Origin of the sequence: Marinobacter sp. LV10R520-4, from assembly GCF_002563815.1 — a bacterium.
GTDB lineage: Bacteria > Pseudomonadota > Gammaproteobacteria > Pseudomonadales > Oleiphilaceae > Marinobacter.
On record NZ_PDJM01000001.1, the window covers coordinates 505,295 to 522,373 of the forward strand.

Annotated in this window: 17 protein-coding genes; 7 read left to right on the plus strand and 10 right to left on the minus strand. The window is 56.4% G+C overall.

Annotation, left to right across the window (positions count from 1 at the left end; all coding sequences use genetic code 11):
- Nucleotides 1-152: 152 nt before the first annotated feature.
- Together trpA and trpB are read right to left on the minus strand one after the other, a co-directional pair.
- Nucleotides 153-983, minus strand: a complete 831-nt coding sequence (gene trpA, locus ATG98_RS02365; protein ID WP_098419332.1) for a tryptophan synthase subunit alpha — start codon at nt 981-983, stop codon at nt 153-155.
- A 1-nt stretch (nt 984) separates the two neighbouring features.
- Entirely contained in the window at nt 985-2,238 is a 1,254-nt protein-coding gene (gene trpB / locus ATG98_RS02370; RefSeq protein ID WP_098422061.1) for a tryptophan synthase subunit beta, read from the minus strand.
- Nucleotides 2,239-2,352: 114 nt separating this feature from the next.
- Here trpB and ATG98_RS02375 point away from each other — a divergent pair, with 114 nt between their 5' ends.
- Nucleotides 2,353-3,240 (plus strand): LysR family transcriptional regulator, encoded by an 888-nt coding sequence (locus tag ATG98_RS02375; protein ID WP_098419334.1) that lies wholly within the window; start codon nt 2,353-2,355, stop codon nt 3,238-3,240.
- 54 nt (nt 3,241-3,294) lie between these two features.
- Here ATG98_RS02375 and ATG98_RS02380 read toward each other — a convergent pair whose 3' ends face one another.
- From ATG98_RS02380 to ATG98_RS02395, 4 genes are all read right to left on the minus strand, one after another.
- Nucleotides 3,295-3,951: an OmpA family protein gene (locus tag ATG98_RS02380; RefSeq protein ID WP_098422062.1), complete on the minus strand. Its 657-nt coding sequence runs from the start codon at nt 3,949-3,951 to the stop codon at nt 3,295-3,297.
- A 38-nt stretch (nt 3,952-3,989) separates the two neighbouring features.
- Nucleotides 3,990-4,985, minus strand: a complete 996-nt coding sequence (locus ATG98_RS02385) for an alpha/beta hydrolase (protein ID WP_098419336.1) — start codon at nt 4,983-4,985, stop codon at nt 3,990-3,992.
- Nucleotides 4,986-5,062: 77 nt separating this feature from the next.
- Nucleotides 5,063-5,347, minus strand: coding sequence for a GIY-YIG nuclease family protein (locus ATG98_RS02390; RefSeq protein WP_098419337.1), 285 nt, complete (start codon nt 5,345-5,347; stop codon nt 5,063-5,065).
- Entirely contained in the window at nt 5,337-6,257 is a 921-nt protein-coding gene (locus ATG98_RS02395) for a DMT family transporter (RefSeq protein ID WP_098419338.1), read from the minus strand. The genes ATG98_RS02390 and ATG98_RS02395 overlap by 11 nt, the downstream gene beginning before the upstream one ends.
- Before the next feature lie 151 nt (nt 6,258-6,408).
- On the opposite strand from ATG98_RS02395, the gene ATG98_RS02400 reads away from it, so the two are divergent.
- A complete protein-coding gene (locus ATG98_RS02400) occupies nt 6,409-6,810 on the plus strand; it encodes a DUF4168 domain-containing protein (RefSeq protein ID WP_098422063.1) in 402 nt (133 codons plus the stop codon).
- Nucleotides 6,811-6,839: 29 nt separating this feature from the next.
- Here ATG98_RS02400 and ATG98_RS02405 read toward each other — a convergent pair whose 3' ends face one another.
- Together ATG98_RS02405 and ATG98_RS02410 are read right to left on the minus strand one after the other, a co-directional pair.
- Nucleotides 6,840-7,775, minus strand: coding sequence for a mechanosensitive ion channel domain-containing protein (locus ATG98_RS02405; RefSeq protein ID WP_228706001.1), 936 nt, complete (start codon nt 7,773-7,775; stop codon nt 6,840-6,842).
- Nucleotides 7,776-7,850: 75 nt separating this feature from the next.
- Nucleotides 7,851-8,687 carry a 23S rRNA (adenine(2030)-N(6))-methyltransferase RlmJ gene (locus tag ATG98_RS02410; RefSeq protein ID WP_098419340.1) on the minus strand — a complete coding sequence of 279 codons (837 nt, stop codon included), beginning with the start codon at nt 8,685-8,687 and terminating at the stop codon, nt 7,851-7,853.
- Between the two features lie 498 nt (nt 8,688-9,185).
- Here ATG98_RS02410 and ATG98_RS02415 point away from each other — a divergent pair, with 498 nt between their 5' ends.
- From ATG98_RS02415 to ATG98_RS02435, 5 genes are read left to right on the plus strand one after another with little or no spacing between them, the layout of a single operon-like run.
- Nucleotides 9,186-10,502, plus strand: a complete 1,317-nt coding sequence (locus ATG98_RS02415) for an imelysin family protein (protein ID WP_098422064.1) — start codon at nt 9,186-9,188, stop codon at nt 10,500-10,502.
- Between the two features lie 6 nt (nt 10,503-10,508).
- Nucleotides 10,509-11,951, plus strand: coding sequence for a di-heme oxidoredictase family protein (locus tag ATG98_RS02420; RefSeq protein ID WP_098422065.1), 1,443 nt, complete (start codon nt 10,509-10,511; stop codon nt 11,949-11,951).
- Between the two features lie 9 nt (nt 11,952-11,960).
- Nucleotides 11,961-12,686, plus strand: a complete 726-nt coding sequence (locus ATG98_RS02425) for an imelysin family protein (protein ID WP_098422066.1) — start codon at nt 11,961-11,963, stop codon at nt 12,684-12,686.
- 6 nt (nt 12,687-12,692) lie between these two features.
- Nucleotides 12,693-13,421, plus strand: a complete 729-nt coding sequence (locus ATG98_RS02430; protein ID WP_098419344.1) for a DUF1513 domain-containing protein — start codon at nt 12,693-12,695, stop codon at nt 13,419-13,421.
- A 54-nt stretch (nt 13,422-13,475) separates the two neighbouring features.
- Entirely contained in the window at nt 13,476-14,795 is a 1,320-nt protein-coding gene (locus tag ATG98_RS02435; protein WP_098422067.1) for an MFS transporter, read from the plus strand.
- Nucleotides 14,796-14,834: 39 nt separating this feature from the next.
- On the opposite strand, the gene ATG98_RS02440 is transcribed toward ATG98_RS02435, so the two are convergent.
- Together ATG98_RS02440 and ATG98_RS02445 are read right to left on the minus strand one after the other, a co-directional pair.
- Nucleotides 14,835-16,484: a methyl-accepting chemotaxis protein gene (locus ATG98_RS02440; RefSeq protein WP_098419346.1), complete on the minus strand. Its 1,650-nt coding sequence runs from the start codon at nt 16,482-16,484 to the stop codon at nt 14,835-14,837.
- Nucleotides 16,485-16,723: 239 nt separating this feature from the next.
- Complete coding sequence (locus tag ATG98_RS02445) at nt 16,724-17,017, minus strand: hypothetical protein (protein ID WP_098419347.1); 294 nt, start codon at nt 17,015-17,017, stop codon at nt 16,724-16,726.
- Between the last annotated feature and the right edge of the window lie 62 nt (nt 17,018-17,079).

Below are 17,079 nucleotides of genomic sequence, written 5' to 3' on the forward strand. Positions count from 1 at the left end.
CTGGGAGCCGCTTTTGGATCATGAACAAATCTTTATTCGGAAGATTTATTTTCAAGATTCAACGCCGCCTCATAATATTGCCAATCAAAAAGGCCTGCCCAAGATTCAACTCGCACAAGCTTTTAACAACCTTAATTTATTGAAAACGGCTCTTAGCAAACGCTAGATTTTACCCTTGCGGCTCTAACCGCTTCTGACAACTCCCGCGTTAAAGCCAGAACGTCATCACGACCTGCGGCTTCGGTTGCAGCGTTCGCCACGCACTCCACCAGAGCCGAACCCACCACTACGGCATCCGCAAAACGCGCAATGCGCTCAGCTTGGGGTGCGGTACGAATACCGAACCCCACGGCCACCGGCAAGTTTGTATGCTCTCGAATCCGCGCCAGTTCTTTTTCCACTTTTTCAGCGGTGGGTGCCGCAGAGCCAGTAACACCGGTGCTGGAAACGTAGTACAAAAAGCCGGAGGTATTTACCAGTACACCGGGCAGCCGGGCGGCATCGGTGGTGGGCGTTGCCAGGCGAATAAAGTGAATACCGACTTCGCGGGCCGGCACGCACAGTTCGTTGTCATGCTCTGGCGGCAAATCCACCACGATCATGCCGTCTACACCGGATGCTGCGGCATCGTCCAGAAAACGCTCTACACCGTAGCAGTAAATTGGGTTGTAATAGCCCATCAGTACAATCGGTGTGTCCTGATTATGCTCGCGAAATTCACGCACCATCTGCAGGGTTTTGATGGTGTTGTGACCACCGGCCAAAGCCCGCTGGCTCGCAAGTTGAATGGGCGCACCATCGGCCATAGGGTCGGTGAACGGCATTCCCAGTTCGATAATATCGGCACCGGCTTCAGGCAACCCTTTTAAAATCTCCGCGCTGTGCTGATAGTCCGGATAGCCTGCGGTTACAAACGTAACCAGGGCAGCACGGTCTTGCTGGCGCAAGGCTTCAAAACAACGATCAATACGACTTGCGCTCATATCAGGCTTTCCCTTTAACGTCTTTTCCAGCGTCTTTCTCAGCGTTTTCCGCACTGGCGTCTATGGCGGCAAGGACAGTAGACATGTCTTTATCACCGCGGCCGCTCAGGTTGATAACAATCAAATGATCCTGCGGCAATGTCGGGGCCACTTTCATCACGTAGGCAATAGCATGGGCTGTTTCCAGCGCCGGAATAATACCTTCGATGCGACACAGAGTGTGGAAGGCTTCCAGAGCTTCGTCATCGGTAATGGCGGCGTAGCTGACCCGGCCAATATCATTTAACCAGGCGTGTTCAGGGCCAATGCCCGGGTAATCCAGGCCCGCCGAAATCGAATGGGCGTCCTGAATCTGCCCGTCAGCGGATTGCAGCAGGAAGGTACGGTTGCCGTGCAATATGCCAGGGGTGCCGCCTTTCAGGCTGGCCGCGTGGCGCTTGTCCAGGCCTTCACCGGCAGCTTCAACACCCACCATGGCTACGCTGTCATCGTCCAGGAACGGGTGGAACAGGCCCATGGCGTTTGAGCCGCCACCCACACAGGCTACCAGCGTGTCGGGCAGGCGCCCTTCGCGCTCGAGAATCTGCTCGCGGGTTTCTTCACCAATAATCGATTGGAAATCACGCACCATGGCCGGATAGGGATGCGGACCTGCTACTGTGCCAATGATGTAAAAAGTATCAACCACGTTGGTAACCCAGTCACGCAGGGCTTCGTTCATGGCATCCTTAAGAGTGCCTGCACCGCTGGTGACCGGAATTACCTTGGCTCCCAGCAAACGCATGCGCTGCACGTTGGGCTGCTGACGGTGAATGTCGACGCTGCCCATGTACACCACGCACTCCATACCAAAGCGCGCCGCTACGGTGGCAGTTGCCACACCGTGCATGCCCGCCCCGGTTTCCGCGATGATGCGGGTTTTACCCATGCGTTTGGCCAGCAAAATCTGGCCCAGGCAATTATTGATCTTGTGAGCACCGGTATGCAGAAGGTCTTCGCGCTTCAGGTACACTTTCGCACCGCCGAGCTGTTCGGTTAACCGTTCAGCCAGATACAGCGGGCTCTTGCGGCCAACAAAGTCACGGCGCAGCCCGTCCATCTCATCAATAAAGTCTTTTGAGTTGCGTGCACTTGCGTATTCTTTTTGCAGCTCAAGAATGAGCGGCATCAGGGTCTCGGCCACAAAACGGCCACCAAAATGACCAAAAAAGCCGTTGATATCCGGGCCCTGTCGTAGCGTGGTTGCTGTGCTCATGGGATTTACTCCGTTGCGCTGATTCGATTTCTAATTAATAGTCAGTGTAAAGCAGGACAACACAGGGGGAAATCGATAAAATTGCACCAACCTGTGAGAAAAAGTAACCAATTTATGGAACATGCCAACCTGCCTTTACCGTCGCTGAATGCGCTGCGCGCCTTTAATGCTGCGGCACGCCTGCTAAGCATGAGCCGTGCCGCTGAAGCGCTTAACGTGACTCACGGTGCTGTTAGCCGACAAATTGGTCAGCTTGAACAACAACTCGGCATAGCGTTATTCGAGCGCCAGGGCCGCGGCATTGCCTTAACCGTCGCAGGCCACCAGCTGTTCGCTACCACGGATTCGGTTTTCTCACAGCTGGAACAGGTTTGCGAGCGCCTGCGGCGAGAGGCCCGTGATGCGCCCCTGGTGTTGAGCTGCTCGGGTAGCTTTCTGGCGCGCTGGTTTATTCCGCGCCTGGGCCGGTTGCGCCAGGACTGCCCCGATCTGGACATTCACCTGACCACCACCGACGAAGAGCTGCATCTGCCCGCAGGGGTAGACGCAGCTCTGGGCTTTACCTCAGCACCTACGCCCGCGGGGCAAAACCTGATTGTTCTGGGCCCTGAACGAATCGGACCGGTGATGGCCCCCAGTCTGGCCCCTGCCAACCCAGACATGCCGGCGAGCGCCCTGCTGGAGTTGCCGCTACTGGAAACCCTGTCACGGCCGCAAGCCTGGCCACAATGGTGTAAGCATCAGCAATTAGATACGCAGAGTTTGCCGATACGGCAATCGTTCGAACATTTAAATTACATGCTAGAGGCAGCATTGGTAGGGCTGGGCGTGGCAATAGCGCCGCAATATCTGGTGGAGGAAGACCTGCGCAGCGGGCGCCTGCTGGCGCCTTGGGGCTTTATAGAAACCCGCGATACACTGTGCCTGCGGCTTCCCGGTGATACGGTGTCACCGCGGGCCCAGCGCCTGGCCGATTGGCTGGCCAAGGCGCTGGCACGATGACTCTTATCCGGGATCTGAACTTGACTCTGCCGCGTTAGCGCGCGGGCAACGGCATTAGCCCATAGGCACCAGCGTTAGTTCAACGCGACGGTTCTGTTCACGGCCGGACTCGGTGTCGTTAGACGCCACCGGGGAACGCTCTCCGTAACCCATCGCGCGGGTACGCCTGGACTCAATGCCCTGATTCAGCAAAAAGTCACGAACCGACGACGCCCGACGCTCACTCAACAGCTGATTGTAGCTGTCTGCGCCCTGGCTGTCGGTGTGCCCCTCAATCTGAATAACGGTTTGATCAAACTTGTTCAACACAGCGGCAACGGATTCCAGAGTTCCGGCAAACTGCGAGCGAATACTGGTCTGATTCAGGTCAAAGGTAATGTTGCCTGGCATAATCAGCTCGATTTGGTCGCCGTTACGCACCACGCGCACCCCGGTACCCTCAAGCTGTTGGCGCAACTGCGCTTCCTGACGATCCATATACACACCGACACCGCCACCCAGAGCGCCGCCAGCGGCAGCGCCAATCAACGCACCTTTGCCGCGATCACTTTTGCTGGAGGTAGCCACACCGATAGCGGCGCCGCCAAGTGCGCCAATCACGCTACCCTTGGTAGCATTCGATGTTTTCTGTTCGCCGGTGTACGGGTCGTATGTCATACAGCCGCCAAGCGTCAGGCTGGCCAGCGTTACCGCAAGTATGGTTTTTTTCACAGCGTGTTCCTTATTTCCGTGGGTCTGCGACAGCGTGTTCACACGTCTGTCGTGAATGTATCGATAATGGTTTTAAACACAGTTGCCTGCAAATCGTGGGCCTCGTTGACCAGATGGTGCCGGCCGCGCGGCAACTTGACTTCATGGACCCGGGCAAACTTGTTACGAATAATCCGCAAATTATGAGGCCAATCTACGGTCAGGTCTTTTTCACCCTGGACGACGGTTATATCAAACTCAACCGGACGCGCCGACTCAATATGAGGCACCCACTGACGCAAGGCCGAAACCCAGTCAACGTGAATAGCACGTGCCTGCAAAGGGTCAGCCTTACGTAGAAATTTCAAAAACTCCGAGTTGCCGCTGTTGGCACTGAATACCCGCCGCCAACGGCTGACAAACGGCTTAAGCACCGTGTGCAACACGCGGGCCTTGACCCAGCCGGCAGGGCGTATCAGCGGCGCCAGTAAAACCACTTTGCGAAACTCTGATGTGTCCCGGGTATGATGATTCGACAACAGATAGTCAATCAATATGGCGCCGCCCGTGCTCTGCCCCACGGCATACCAGGGCCCGCGAATTTTCTGTCGCACCTTCTCCGTCACATCGCTGAGCACCTGCTGGTACTCCAAAAAGCTGCCGATGGCCGCCGGCGTACCGCTGGAAAGCCCGTGGCCTGGTTGGTCATACGCCAGCACATCGAAGCCTTCTCCCAGGCAGCGGTCTATCAGCTGGGTGTAAAGCCCGACGTGGTCAAAGTAGCCGTGCATGACAAACACCGTTCCACGGCAGTGTGTTGCCGCTGTGGTGCGGTAATAGTGCACCATGACCTGATGCTTGCCGGAATTCACATAGCCTTGATGATATGCCACCTGCGAATGCTCTACCCAAAGGTCCAGCCCATAAAAATGACAGTAAGCCACCATTTCACGGCTCAGCTCTCGATCGTTTTCCGGTTCGAACGCTTCCAGCCTGTCCAGCAACGAATTACGGTCCCAGTCGGGTATTTTTATAGTATCTGTTTTCCAGTACACGAGGGGCTAAACACCTGTGGTAATTAAGAAACATTCGTTGAGGGCGTCACGTTCTGCGCCTTTAAGCTCTCGAAACCTTACTGGTCGCGAAGCCAGTCGTCCAGCGTAAGCTGGCCATTGCACAGCGCCTCTTTACGGTTTTTGGGCCAGCGTTTGATTTTCCACTCCAGCTGCATGGCCTGGCCGCGGCCACCCACACAGCTCTGAAACGCCAGAACCAGCGGGCCCTTGCCGCGAAGGCTGCGGGCACCTCTGGCGCCGCCTTGATGCTCAGCAAAACGCCGTTCCACATCGATAGACACACCGGTGTACAAGGCGCCAGCGGCAGTTCGCACCAAGTAAACCGACCACTCAGCCGTCACCGCTCACGACTCCTGCGGCGACTTCCTGTTGCGGCTCGGCTTTTTTCTGCTGCAACCACAAGCCGGCCATAATCAGTACCAGCCCTACGTAAGTAGACGGCAAAATTCGCTCACCCAAAATAAACCAGATAAACACCAACGATAAAAACGGCGATATAAAAATAAGATTGCTGACTTTCGCCGTGTTTTCGGCTTTTTTCATGGCGTAGGACCACAGCACGAACGCAATGCCCATTTCAAACACGCCAACATAACCGGCCGCCAACAGTGAACCCGTCAGCGAAAAATGCAGGCTGTCGGTGGCTACAGCCGCTGCAACAATTACCGGCAAACCAAATAGAAAATTCAGGAACAAACCCACCACCGGATCACGGGTATCGCGGGTGGCAATAATCCAATAGCTGGCCCATACCAACGTACTGCCAACGGCAAAGGCCACTCCCAGCGGATCTGAAAAGCTCAGGTCGGTTACCGCGCCACGGGTGGCAATCACAAATACGCCGGCGTAACACACCAGCCCGGCCGCGATGTCGCGCCCGCGCAGGCGCTGGCCTAGAAACGGAACAGACAGGTAAGCCAACACCAGCGCCCAGGTATAATTGATGGGCTGGGCTTCCTGAGCCGGCAGGCGGTCAAAGGCGCCAAACAGAAGGAAATAGTACAGGCACGGGTTAATCAGACCCATCATAAATGACTGCGCATACTGCCCGCGGCGAAGCTGGAACACCAAGCGCCAGCGGCCCTGAACCACCAGAATGGTGCCCATCACCAAAATAGAGGCCACACAGGCAATTAACAACAGCTGCAGCGGGGACAAATCCGCCAGTGCCAACTTGAACGCGGTGGCCACGGTGGACCACAGTAATACCGTGGCGAGGCCGTACATCATGGCCTGTTTTTGATTGGTCATAGTTTAAACTCTCACCGCGGCTTTGATGCCGTACTATAGGCATCGAAGTATACCCATCCTTACCGGCCTTATACAGGTCGTTAATTTGCTAACAATATCGCCTTGTGCCAGCCTTAAGCCTGATTCTGTGCCATTACTGGAGGCTATCGCCATGAACAAACGAATTCAAAGCGTTCTCACCACCACAGCGCTTGTTAGCCTGCTAAGCGCTGCCAGCGCCTTGGCTCAGCAGACTCCGGCGATTGAGAAGATTACTGAAAGTTTCAGCGAGCCGGCAGCGGCCGGAACACACACGGCGTTTTACAACGATGCGCAGTTACATAGGTTCGTGAATGCGCAGCAACAGATTGGCAATTTACAGAATGATTACAAAGACCGCATTGACGGCGCCGAGTCTGAAGCCGATGTCAAAAGACTGGGCGAAGAAGTGAATGCTCGAATGGCAAAGATTATTGAAAGTCAGAATATGGATATTGACACCTATAACGCCATCGCAATCGCCTACAATAGCGAACCGAGTATTCGCAACCGAATTGACGCCTTGATGCCCTAATTCTCTGACGCCCGAGCGACTTGCCTGGCTCAGTTTCCTGTCATCAGTGCAGATACAAAACCGATACCCTCGGCAGCCATAACTTGCGCGCCAGTGGCTGTCAGTTCACTGATAAAGCGAAACTTGGCGCTTGGCTCTACAGGATAGGCTTTCAGCCTGTAAACCATACCCCAAGGCTTGTTAGACACCACAACCAATACCGGTTTCCAGGTTTTGGTGAGCGGGTGGGTGAATGCGACGGTGCGCAGCAGCGTCATCGCCCTCGCCCTCGCCCTCGCCCTCGCCCTCGCCATATCATGGTGGGGCTGCAGGTGAAACTCGGCAACGCACATAAGGTGATTGGTGCCGTCATTGCCATTGGCAATCAGCGAGTCCCACAGTTTGCTGTGAGGCACCACAATCACCGTGTCGTCTGGCGTTAACAGTTCGGCCGCGCGGGTGCCAATGGCGCGCACTTCGCCGTATTGGCCGTTAATTTCGATCCAGTCACCAGGCCGGTAAGGCATTTCGTAAAGGGTGACAATGCCGGCAATCAGACTATTGGCGTAATCTTTGAACGCAAAACCCAGGGCCAAACCACTCCTGTGGCGGCACCAGAAAGCGGCCAACTCGCTGATCACCCAGGGTTTATCCAAGGGTTGCTGCTGGCCCCGCTCACGCAGCGCTCGAATCGCATCAATGACCGCTTGGGCGTGTTCTTTACGATGTGGCCCCGGCGCTATCCTGTGCAGTTGCTCATCGCTCAGTTCGGGTATGCTGCCCAGGCTTTCGAACGGCTCTTCTCGCCGGGAAATAGTGGCTCCAAGCTGATCCACCCAGTGCGTTAAGCCTCCCATCAGAGTACGCCGGACAGATGCTTCCGCCCGCGTCCATTGTTCTATCGGGATCAACCCGCCCGGTAGCACCGGATTGTCGTTACCGTTACCGTTATCGCCATCTCCCTGCTCTGGCTTGTGCTTGGCCACTCGCGCTCCAATACATTAATAATTGTTAAAGACGTAATAACTCACAGCGTAGCTCGAAAGCGCAGCACCACGGTGCTATTCGGCAACCAGCCAGTCCATCTGTTGGCCCAGGCCCAGCCGCGCGGTCGGCTCCAGATCGCTCATCATCGCCGACAGCCGTTCATCCATACCCCAGGGTGGATTGATGACCAGCATTCCGGAACCCACCATGCCGCGCTCCGGTGGCGTATGCAGTCGCACTTCACTACGCAGGATTTTGCGAATCGGGTCGGCCCTGAGGCCATCCAGCAAAGTCTGCTCAAGACCAGAGGTCAAGATGGGATACCACACCAAAAACACCCCGTGGCGGCATTTTTGCCACGCACGGCTGAGTGTTTCGGCTACGGCGTTATAATCGGTTTTTACTTCGTAAGACGGGTCAATAAGCACGAGCAAGCGAGGCTGACGGGGTGGAAGCACTTTCAGCAGTCCCGCCATACCGTCCTGATGGGTTACTCTTAATCGTTTACCAGAAGCCCATTGGCTCAAACTGCTGGTTTCTGACGGGTGCAGTTCGAACACACCCAGGTTGTCTTGCGCGCGTAAAAAATGCCCAAACCATGCAGGCGACCCAGGATATTGGTGCAGGTTCGCGCCGGAGTTTAGTTGCTGTAAAAACGGCCGCAACAGCTGCCAATCGGCTGCCGCCAGGCTGTCCAGCTGGGGCCAGAGTTTGCGGATACCCGCATCAGCTTCGGCGGTTTTGCGGGCCCGCTCATCATCAAGATCGTAAAGCGCACTGCCTGCGTGGGTGTCGATACAGGCTATTCCCGACGCTTTTGCTTGCATCATATTCAGTGCCAGCACCAGCGCCGCGTGCTTGTGTACATCGGCGAAATTGCCTGCATGAAAGGCATGGAGATAACTCAGCATAAACGGGCTCCCGGTTAATGGGAGCCATTAAGCCCGACCACGACTGGTGTGTGCAAGCGCATCACAGCTGAACAACGCCCACCACAGTCACCCTGGTATATCAGGACGTATCAGCAACCACTTTTCCAGTGTGCTATTGCCAGTTTACCGGCGCTCATTACTGCGCTGTGGTCCAGCAGAGTCAGCCGTTCCTGACGATGCAGAGGAACTTTTTTTAATGTTTTGCCAGGCTGTAAAAATGCTGGCGGGCGTTCCTGCAAGCTGGATAACTGAGTTGCTCATGATCCCATTCTCCACGGTGTTTAATTGACGAGGGCGCACAAGAGGCGCACCAAACGCTCTCTTGACGTCAATGTAACAGCACGAATAGTTATTGCAAATCATTCTCATTTTTATTTTTGATAGAGATCAACTACAATTTGCGCAAGCGTCTTGTTGCACCTCAAAATGCAAACGCGAACTCGTATCATTAAAAATAACTTATTTTCGGAGTTGATTATGCCCTTTCTATCCCGCCCGGCGCCGCTGGCGATTGCCGTTTCTGTGTTACTTGTCGCCGGCTGCGGCACCAACGGTGCCGTTGCCAAAAACCAGCCCGCTGACCAGAATATTGGCAAGAACATTAATAACAGTGCAGTGGTAACCCACTACGCAGACGTTGCTCACGCCACCTTTGAAGATGCGTTGATAACCGCACGGGCTCTGAACGCCGCAACTGACCGCCTGATTACCAACCCCACCGAAGCCAACCTGAATGCCGCTAAAGAAGCCTGGTACGCAGCACGCGTTCCTTACCAGCAAAGCGAAGTCTTCCGTTTTGGCAACACGTTGGTTGACGACTGGGAAGGCCAGGTAAATGCTTGGCCGCTGGACGAAGGCATGATCGACTACGTCCAATCTGACGGTTACCAGTACGAGCTGGGCAACGCTGGCGCAACCGCCAATATTATCGCCAGCACCAGTATTAACGTGGGTGGCGAACAGCTGGACGTAAGCACTCTGACGGCTGAATTGCTGGCCGACCTGAACGAAATCGGCGGTTCCGAAGCCAACGTTGCCTCTGGCTACCACGCCATCGAGTTTTTGTTGTGGGGCCAGGATCTGAATGGCTTTGACGCCGGTAATGGCGAGCGGCCAGTCAGCGACTACCAGCAAGGTAAAGAGTGCACCAACGGCAACTGCGATCGCCGTGGCCAATACCTCGACGCCGTGACCGAGCTGCTGGTTGACGATCTGGAATGGATGACCGCGCAGTGGGCCGAGGGTTCCTCCGACAACTACCGCGCTCAACTGACGTCTGCCGATGCGGGCGAAGGCGTGCAAAAAATGCTGTTTGGCATGGGTTCCCTGTCGCTGGGCGAACTGGCAGGTGAACGCTTGAAAGTGGCTCTGGAAGCCAACTCCTTTGAGGACGAACACGACTGCTTCAGTGACAACACCCATAATTCGCACTACTACAACGGCCAGGGCATTCAAAACGTTTACACAGGAACCTATCGCCGGGTAGACAACTCTGTGGTCACCGGCCCGTCATTGGCTGATCTGGTCGAGCAAACCAACCCGCAGCTGAATGCCGAACTGAACAAACAGCTGGACGAAACCATGCAGGCGCTGGCCCTGATGAAAGCCAAAGCCGAATCCTCACAGGCCCCTATGGCGTTCGATATGATGATTGCACCAGGTAACGATGAAGGCGCGAAAATTGTTAACGACGCTATCATGGCATTGGTTGTTCAAACCGGTTCTATTGAACAGGCCGCCCGCGAACTGGGTATTGAAGCCCTGTCACCAGACGACGCCGGCCACGCATTCTGAGGCAAAATGAAAACAATTTTACTAACCGGAGCGCTGGCATTTGCCAGTGCTCCCCTGTTCGCCGGCGCTCAAATCGCCACTAAAGCCAGCGCCGACAGTTCTAGCGAACACGCCGGCTATGCGCTGCAAACCACCCCGATGACCGGTGGCGCCGGCACCGTAAACCAGTCCGATACCAACGCGTTTTCCCTGCCCCAGGGCAACCTGTCGATGACCAAGCGGCTCGATTTCAGCGTTGGGAACAGTTTTTTCCGCAACCCCTGGGTAGAAGCGCCTGCCAGCACCCAGGCTCGTGACGGCCTTGGCCCGCTGTTCAACACTAACACCTGCCAGGGTTGCCACTTGAAAGACGGCCGCGGCCACCCGCCGGCGGTTGATACACCCTCGGTCTCTTTGTTTCTGCGCCTGGCCGTGCCCCACGACCCTATTGAAGACGCCGACATTTTGCGCACCAACGGTTTCAAGCCCCACCCGGTCTACGGAGCGCAGCTGCAAACCTCTGCCCTGCCCGGCGCCAAGCCCGAAGCCGACATGGTTTTGAGCTGGGCAAAACGCGTTGACGTGCTTGCTGACGGTACTGAGGTAGAATTACGCGAGCCTGTGTACACCATAGAGAATGCTAACTATGGGCCTTTGGGAGACGACCTGTTGATTTCACCGCGAGTAGCACCCCCAATGATTGGCATGGGGCTGCTGGAAGCCATTCCCGCCGAAACGGTGGCAGCCCTAGCCGACCCGGATGACGCCAACAGCGACGGCATCAGCGGAAAGGTTAACCAGGTGTGGGACATCGCCAGTGGCCAGACTGTCGCCGGGCGCTTTGGCTGGAAAGCCGCGGAACCCGATGTGCACCAGCAGAGCATGGGCGCCTTTGCCGGTGATATGGGCCTTACCTCATCACTGAAAACCACCACCGACTGCACCCCAAGCCAGAACTGCGCCGACTGGGCCAATGGCGGCGAACCGGAAGTGACGGACAAAATTGCCGACTTTGTGACTTTTTACTCCAAAAGCCTGGCGGTTCCGGCCCGCCGCGATATGGGCAGCGGCGTCGTTCAGCAAGGCGCCCGGCTGTTCAACGAAACCGGTTGTGCGGCTTGCCACACACCCACCCACGTCACCGGTGTTGATCCACAACGCCCTGACCTGAGCAGCCAGACCATATGGCCTTACAGCGATCTGTTGCTGCACGACATGGGGCCGGCGCTGGCAGACGGTCGCGACGAGTTTCTGGCCGACGGTAACGAATGGCGCACGTCTCCTCTCTGGGGTGTTGGCCTGGCTCAACAGGTGAACCCGCTGGCCGGGTTTTTACACGATGGTCGGGCTCGCACCCTGGAAGAAGCTATTCTCTGGCACGGTGGCGAAGCGCAACCGGTCAGCGACCGTTATCGCCAGATGGCAGAACAGCAGCGCCAGGCACTGATTGAATTTCTGAACTCACTGTAAGGACGTTTTATGTTGCGATTGACCCGCTATTTCCGCACCGCCGCAATTGCCCTGTTAATGCCGACGCTGGCACTGCCAGGCCTTGCACTGGCTGCTTCTGCGGAATCCGGAACGGCTGTGGAACAGCAGACGCGCGCAGGCTGGCATCAGGCTATCGGCCGCGGTTATCAGGCTTTACCAGTCAAAGCAAGCTGCCAACTGCTGGTTCAGGTGGCCACCCATGTGGTCGATAACAGCCAACAGTTGGTCGCAGACTGGAGCGAGTTCAAACCCCACTATCTGGCCACCGACAACTACACCCACGCCACCATTCGCGCCGCCATAACCGCGCTGGAAGTGGCCGAAGAGCGCCGTCTGGCCACCCCCATGGGATTACGCGGTAATGGCAAACGCTCTGCTTATGCGGCTGACGCCTGGCGCAGTGGCAGCAGTCTGGCCAGCATTGGCGCCAGCGTTGACGGCTTGCAACAATACTTCCTGCCCGGTCTTGAAAAGCTGTTAACCAACCAGGGCGATAGCGATCTGGCGGAACGCATCCACAAGCAGTTTGGCGAAGTGCAGGAGCACTTTCCGGCGATGGACCTTGCGCTTGCGCCATTGCTGGAAGACGACAACGCCTTCCGCAGCCTTCAGGGTCTATATGTTGACTTGTCGCAGCTGACAACGCTGGTCAACGGCGAAGCCGCAACCAGCCTTGGGGTGATTCGTGGTTTTAACTCCAGTGATGGCGACTGAACCATTATGAGTTTAAGTCGCAGACATTTCCTGGCGGCCGTTGCTGGCGCCATGGGCGCAAACGGCTGGAGCCTGACTGGTTGCTCGCTGTTACCGGCAAAAGCTGACTCACTGAAAAGCCGCGAGTACGTGGGCGCCAGCAAACTCAGCGATGGCCGCTTTGCCGTGCAAAGCTTGAACAACGACAGCACACCACGCTGGCAAACCCCCGTTGAGGCCCGCTGCCACGGGGGCTGTTTTCGCCCGCATAATGCCCAGGTACTGATTTTCGAGCGCCGACCCGGCTGGTGGTTTCACGTGTTTGACAGCCGCAATGGCGAGCGCCTGGCACACATAAAAGCTAACGACGGCGAGCACTTTTACGGCCATGGCGTGTTCTCCCCCGATGGTCGCTATTTGTACACAACAGCCAGCCGCTACCAGCGCGGCGACGGCATTATTGCGGTGTATGACGCCCACGCCGGTTATGAACGTGTCGACACGCTCGACCTGGAAGGCATAGGCCCACACGAACTGCATCTGCACCCGGATGGCCAAACCCTGGTTGTCGCTCTGGGTGGCATAAAAACCCACCCGGATTACGATCGCATCAAGATGAATCTCGAGTCCATGGCACCCGCGCTGATGCTGGTAGACCGCACCACCGGCCAGGGCAAGCTGATCCGCATGGGCACAGGCGCGCCAGCACAGGAACTGGCGACTCTCCCCCTGCACTGGGACAACCATCTGGTTTAGCCCATCCACAGCGACTGGTATGCTTGGCACTCACTTTTCACAGGGAATGCCGGTGTGCCAACGTCCAAAACACCTCTAGACCGACTTTACGGGCTGATCGCCAACGAAGAAGACGCACGGGTCTGCAAAGACATTCCCGAATCAGCCTGCCGCGAAGTACCGCGCAACTTTTTCCTGATTCTGGCGGCAAACGTTCTCACTAAACTCGGTGATTTACTGATCAGTCCAAAAACGGTGCTGGCCTGGTTGATGAGCGCGGTTGGCGCCCCTGCCCTGGTGGCCTGGCTGGTACCCATCCGTGAATCCGGTTCTATGGTTCCGCAAATGGTGATAGCCGCCTGGGTGCGGCGTAAACCGGTGCGCAAATGGTTCTGGACTCTGGGCAGCCTGGGCCAGGCCCTGAGCGTGGCCGCCATGGCCGCCAGCGTCTGGTTTCTGGACGGTTACAGCGCCGGCTACGGCCTGATCGCCGCGCTCATCCTGTTCTCTCTGTCTCGCGGTTTCTGCTCGGTGTCAATGAAGGACGTTCAGGGCAAGTGCATTCCAAAAACCCGTCGCGGCCGCTTGTCTGGCCTGGCTTCCACCATCGGCGGCACGGCCACCGTTGCCCTTACCGTCCTATTGTTCTGGGATCGGGGCGATCCAAGCATGGCATTTTACAGTCTGCTGCTGTTGCTGGCTGCCGCTTTGTGGCTGATTGCCGGCGCGCTGTTTGCCGGCGTCGACGAGTACCCCGGTGAAACCGGCGGTGGCGGCAACGCCATCCACGATGCCATTTCCAGCCTGTCGCTGCTAAAAACCGATAAGCCATTCCGCCACTTTGTGATCACCCGCGCTCTGCTGCTGTGCTCTGCCCTGGCCGCACCGTATTTCGTGGTATTGGCTCAACAACAAACCGAATCCGGCTGGGCATTGGGGGTTTTCTTGTTGGCCAGCAGCCTGGCCAGTTCATTGAGTGCCAGTTTTTGGGGCTGGGCTGCCGATACGTCTAGCCGCAAGGTCATGATTCGCGGCGCACTCATGGCCAGTATAGTGTGCCTTGGCGTTGCAGGTACGGCTCTGGTAATGGGGGAATCTATGGGCGGTGTGTGGTTCTATCCAAGTGCCTTTTTTGTGCTCAGCATCGCCCACGCCGGCGTGAGGCTTGGCAGAAAAACCTATCTGGTGGACATGGCGGGGGGCAACAAGCGCACAGATTACACCGCGGTCAGCAATACCGTTATCGGTGTTTTACTGCTGGCAACCGGGGCCCTGACGGCGCTGATCTCAACCTTTTCGAATATTGCGGTTATTCTGGTGCTGGGGCTTATGGGCCTGGCCGGCGCGTTCAGCGCCATGGGCCTGAACGAGGTGACCGGCGACGATAACCGCTGAGCGTCAAGCACCGGCTGCGCTGATGTTTAAAAAGCTTTGCTAGCCCTTTGGATTGCTTTGAGGGTGGTAACCAATACGAAACCCACCCCAATGCTTGCCATCAATGTAAATAGGTACTGACAGGTCGTGCATGATTTCACCCGTGTCGCGGCGGTAGGTTTGCAGCAGCATTTCCTGGGTATGGCTGCCACAGCGAATGCCCGTGCGATCATTGAACAACCGTTTACTGCGGCTACGGGCCAAATCGGTGGCGGCGTTGCCGGTAGACGCGTGGGCGAACTCGCGGTTATGGGTAGGCACGTAGCCATCCGGAGCCGTGGTAATAGCGTAAACAATCTGTGCGTTGGCGCCCTTTATGGCTTCCTGAATAACGGGCAGGGCCTGATCAGTAAAGCGGTCATATCCGCAGGTGTATTTCGGCGGATTGGTGTTGGCCAAAGGCTGGCGATTGCGATCGAACAGGGCCGCGGCGTTGAGCTTATTGTCGCGTAGAGCTTGCTCAAAAACATCGGCAACCTGCGCTGCACCAACGCTGGCGTGCTGGAAAAACGGACGGTGGTAACTGGTCTCGCTGTTCAACGCAAACACCGCGTTCGTGGTTTCAGCAATTTCCATAAGGCGGGTAGCCTGCTGTGCCAGCGAAGCTACACTAACATCGCTCTCGGTGATGTCATCGCGCACCGTTTCAATCACTGTGAATATCTGCTGCAGATTGTGCTCGTTATCGCGATCGATACTGGCAATCTGCGCGACCTGCTGCTGAAGCTGGTCAGACTGCTCGCGAATGCCGTCCAGCTGTGTTCCCACCGATTCCACCGACGCCACACCCTGCTCAATACTGACGGTCAAGGCTTCTATGCCGGTCACAATCTGCGCGGTGTCTTCGCGAATTTCTCCCAGGGTGCCCGCAACATCGGCCGTGGCCTCTGCCGTGCGGCGCGCCAGCTGTCTTACCTCGTCGGCAACCACCGCAAACCCGCGCCCCTGTTCGCCAGCGCGAGCCGCTTCAATGGCCGCGTTCAAAGCCAACAGATTGGTTTGCTCAGCAATGCTCTGAATCGTGCTCGTGACTCCCTGAATACGATTAGACTTTTCGTTGAGCTGCTGAATGCGCAACAAGTTTTCATCAGACTGGCGGTGCACATTACGGATACGCTCGATCACCTGCACCAGCGCTTGGCGGCCGTCCTGGCTCGCCGAACTGGCCTGCTGCGCAAGGGCCGATGCATCATTGGCCTGCAAAGTCGATGCCTGAGTGGCGCCAGTAATCTCGCCGGCGAATTCGGCAAGCCTGGCGGTTTCCTTCACCTGGCGGTCCAGCCGCAGTTTCAGCTGATCGGCAGCATAAGACACTTCTGCCGCGGAAATGGCGTTGGTATTGGCGCTGTGGCGAAGATTTTCCAGCAGTGCGCGGCCTGCTCTCGCATCGCTGAGCAGCTGCGCGCACAAACTTGCAAGCGGGTGACCCGGCGCTAACTGGCCCTGGCTGAGATGAATGAGGCTGCGCTGTGCCGGAGCGAGAATCCGCAAAGTAACAAAAACACTGGCCACCACCAGGCCTGCGGCCAACCCAATCATTATAGAAACCAGATCGATCACGGTCACGAACGCAACCAAAACACCAGCGGCCAAAGTAAGCAGCACTGCCAGCAGGCCCCAGCCTTTCGCTGCTTTGTCTAAAAACACCATGTGTTCACCCCGTTGTTACCCTTGTTTTTTGTCGGACGCAGCACGCAATCTGCCGTTTTTCGCCAATGGCACCCACAGCTTATCTGAAAAATTATCATCGGGCCTTGTGACTTTAGTAAAAATTGAGGTGCACTCACTTAACGACTGCAACAGGCATTTCTGAAGCGAATAGCCAGTCTAAATGTGCAGAACAAAAAAAACCGGAGCCATGGCTCCGGTTTTTCGAACTGTGCTGATGCTTACTGGGTCACGTCGTCCATAGAATCTTCCACGTCATCCCCAGCTTCTTCTGCGGCTTCATCGACTTCTTCACCGGCATCTCCGACGTTGTCTTTGATTTCTTCCCCGGCGCTATCGTTCTGCCCGGTAGCGTCTTCATAGGTTTCTTCAACAGAATCGCCGGCGTCATCGGCCATATTGCTAATGTTATCGCCGGCCTCGTCCATATCTACCGTCTCGTCATCGTCAGAACTGCAACCCGCCAGGCCCAAAGTCAACACCAGTGCCAATGCGCTAATTGTTACTTTTTTCATGAGAATTCTCCACTGATCGTAATTGGAAACTGCGCTCAGATTACGCTGTGACCCCGCAATAA

What these genes read in the sequence shown, in the direction of transcription:
- trpA (WP_098419332.1), bottom strand. Translation starts at nt 983, where the DNA reads ATGAGCGCAAGTCGTATTGATCGTTGTTTTGAAGCCTTGCGCCAGCAA.
- trpB (WP_098422061.1), bottom strand. Translation starts at nt 2,238, where the DNA reads ATGAGCACAGCAACCACGCTACGACAGGGCCCGGATATCAACGGCTTT.
- ATG98_RS02375 (WP_098419334.1), top strand. Translation starts at nt 2,353, where the DNA reads ATGGAACATGCCAACCTGCCTTTACCGTCGCTGAATGCGCTGCGCGCC.
- ATG98_RS02395 (WP_098419338.1), bottom strand. Translation starts at nt 6,257, where the DNA reads ATGACCAATCAAAAACAGGCCATGATGTACGGCCTCGCCACGGTATTA.
- ATG98_RS02400 (WP_098422063.1), top strand. Translation starts at nt 6,409, where the DNA reads ATGAACAAACGAATTCAAAGCGTTCTCACCACCACAGCGCTTGTTAGC.
- ATG98_RS02410 (WP_098419340.1), bottom strand. Translation starts at nt 8,687, where the DNA reads ATGCTGAGTTATCTCCATGCCTTTCATGCAGGCAATTTCGCCGATGTA.
- ATG98_RS02415 (WP_098422064.1), top strand. Translation starts at nt 9,186, where the DNA reads ATGCCCTTTCTATCCCGCCCGGCGCCGCTGGCGATTGCCGTTTCTGTG.
- ATG98_RS02420 (WP_098422065.1), top strand. Translation starts at nt 10,509, where the DNA reads ATGAAAACAATTTTACTAACCGGAGCGCTGGCATTTGCCAGTGCTCCC.
- ATG98_RS02425 (WP_098422066.1), top strand. Translation starts at nt 11,961, where the DNA reads ATGTTGCGATTGACCCGCTATTTCCGCACCGCCGCAATTGCCCTGTTA.
- ATG98_RS02430 (WP_098419344.1), top strand. Translation starts at nt 12,693, where the DNA reads ATGAGTTTAAGTCGCAGACATTTCCTGGCGGCCGTTGCTGGCGCCATG.
- ATG98_RS02440 (WP_098419346.1), bottom strand. Translation starts at nt 16,484, where the DNA reads ATGGTGTTTTTAGACAAAGCAGCGAAAGGCTGGGGCCTGCTGGCAGTG.
- ATG98_RS02445 (WP_098419347.1), bottom strand. Translation starts at nt 17,017, where the DNA reads ATGAAAAAAGTAACAATTAGCGCATTGGCACTGGTGTTGACTTTGGGC.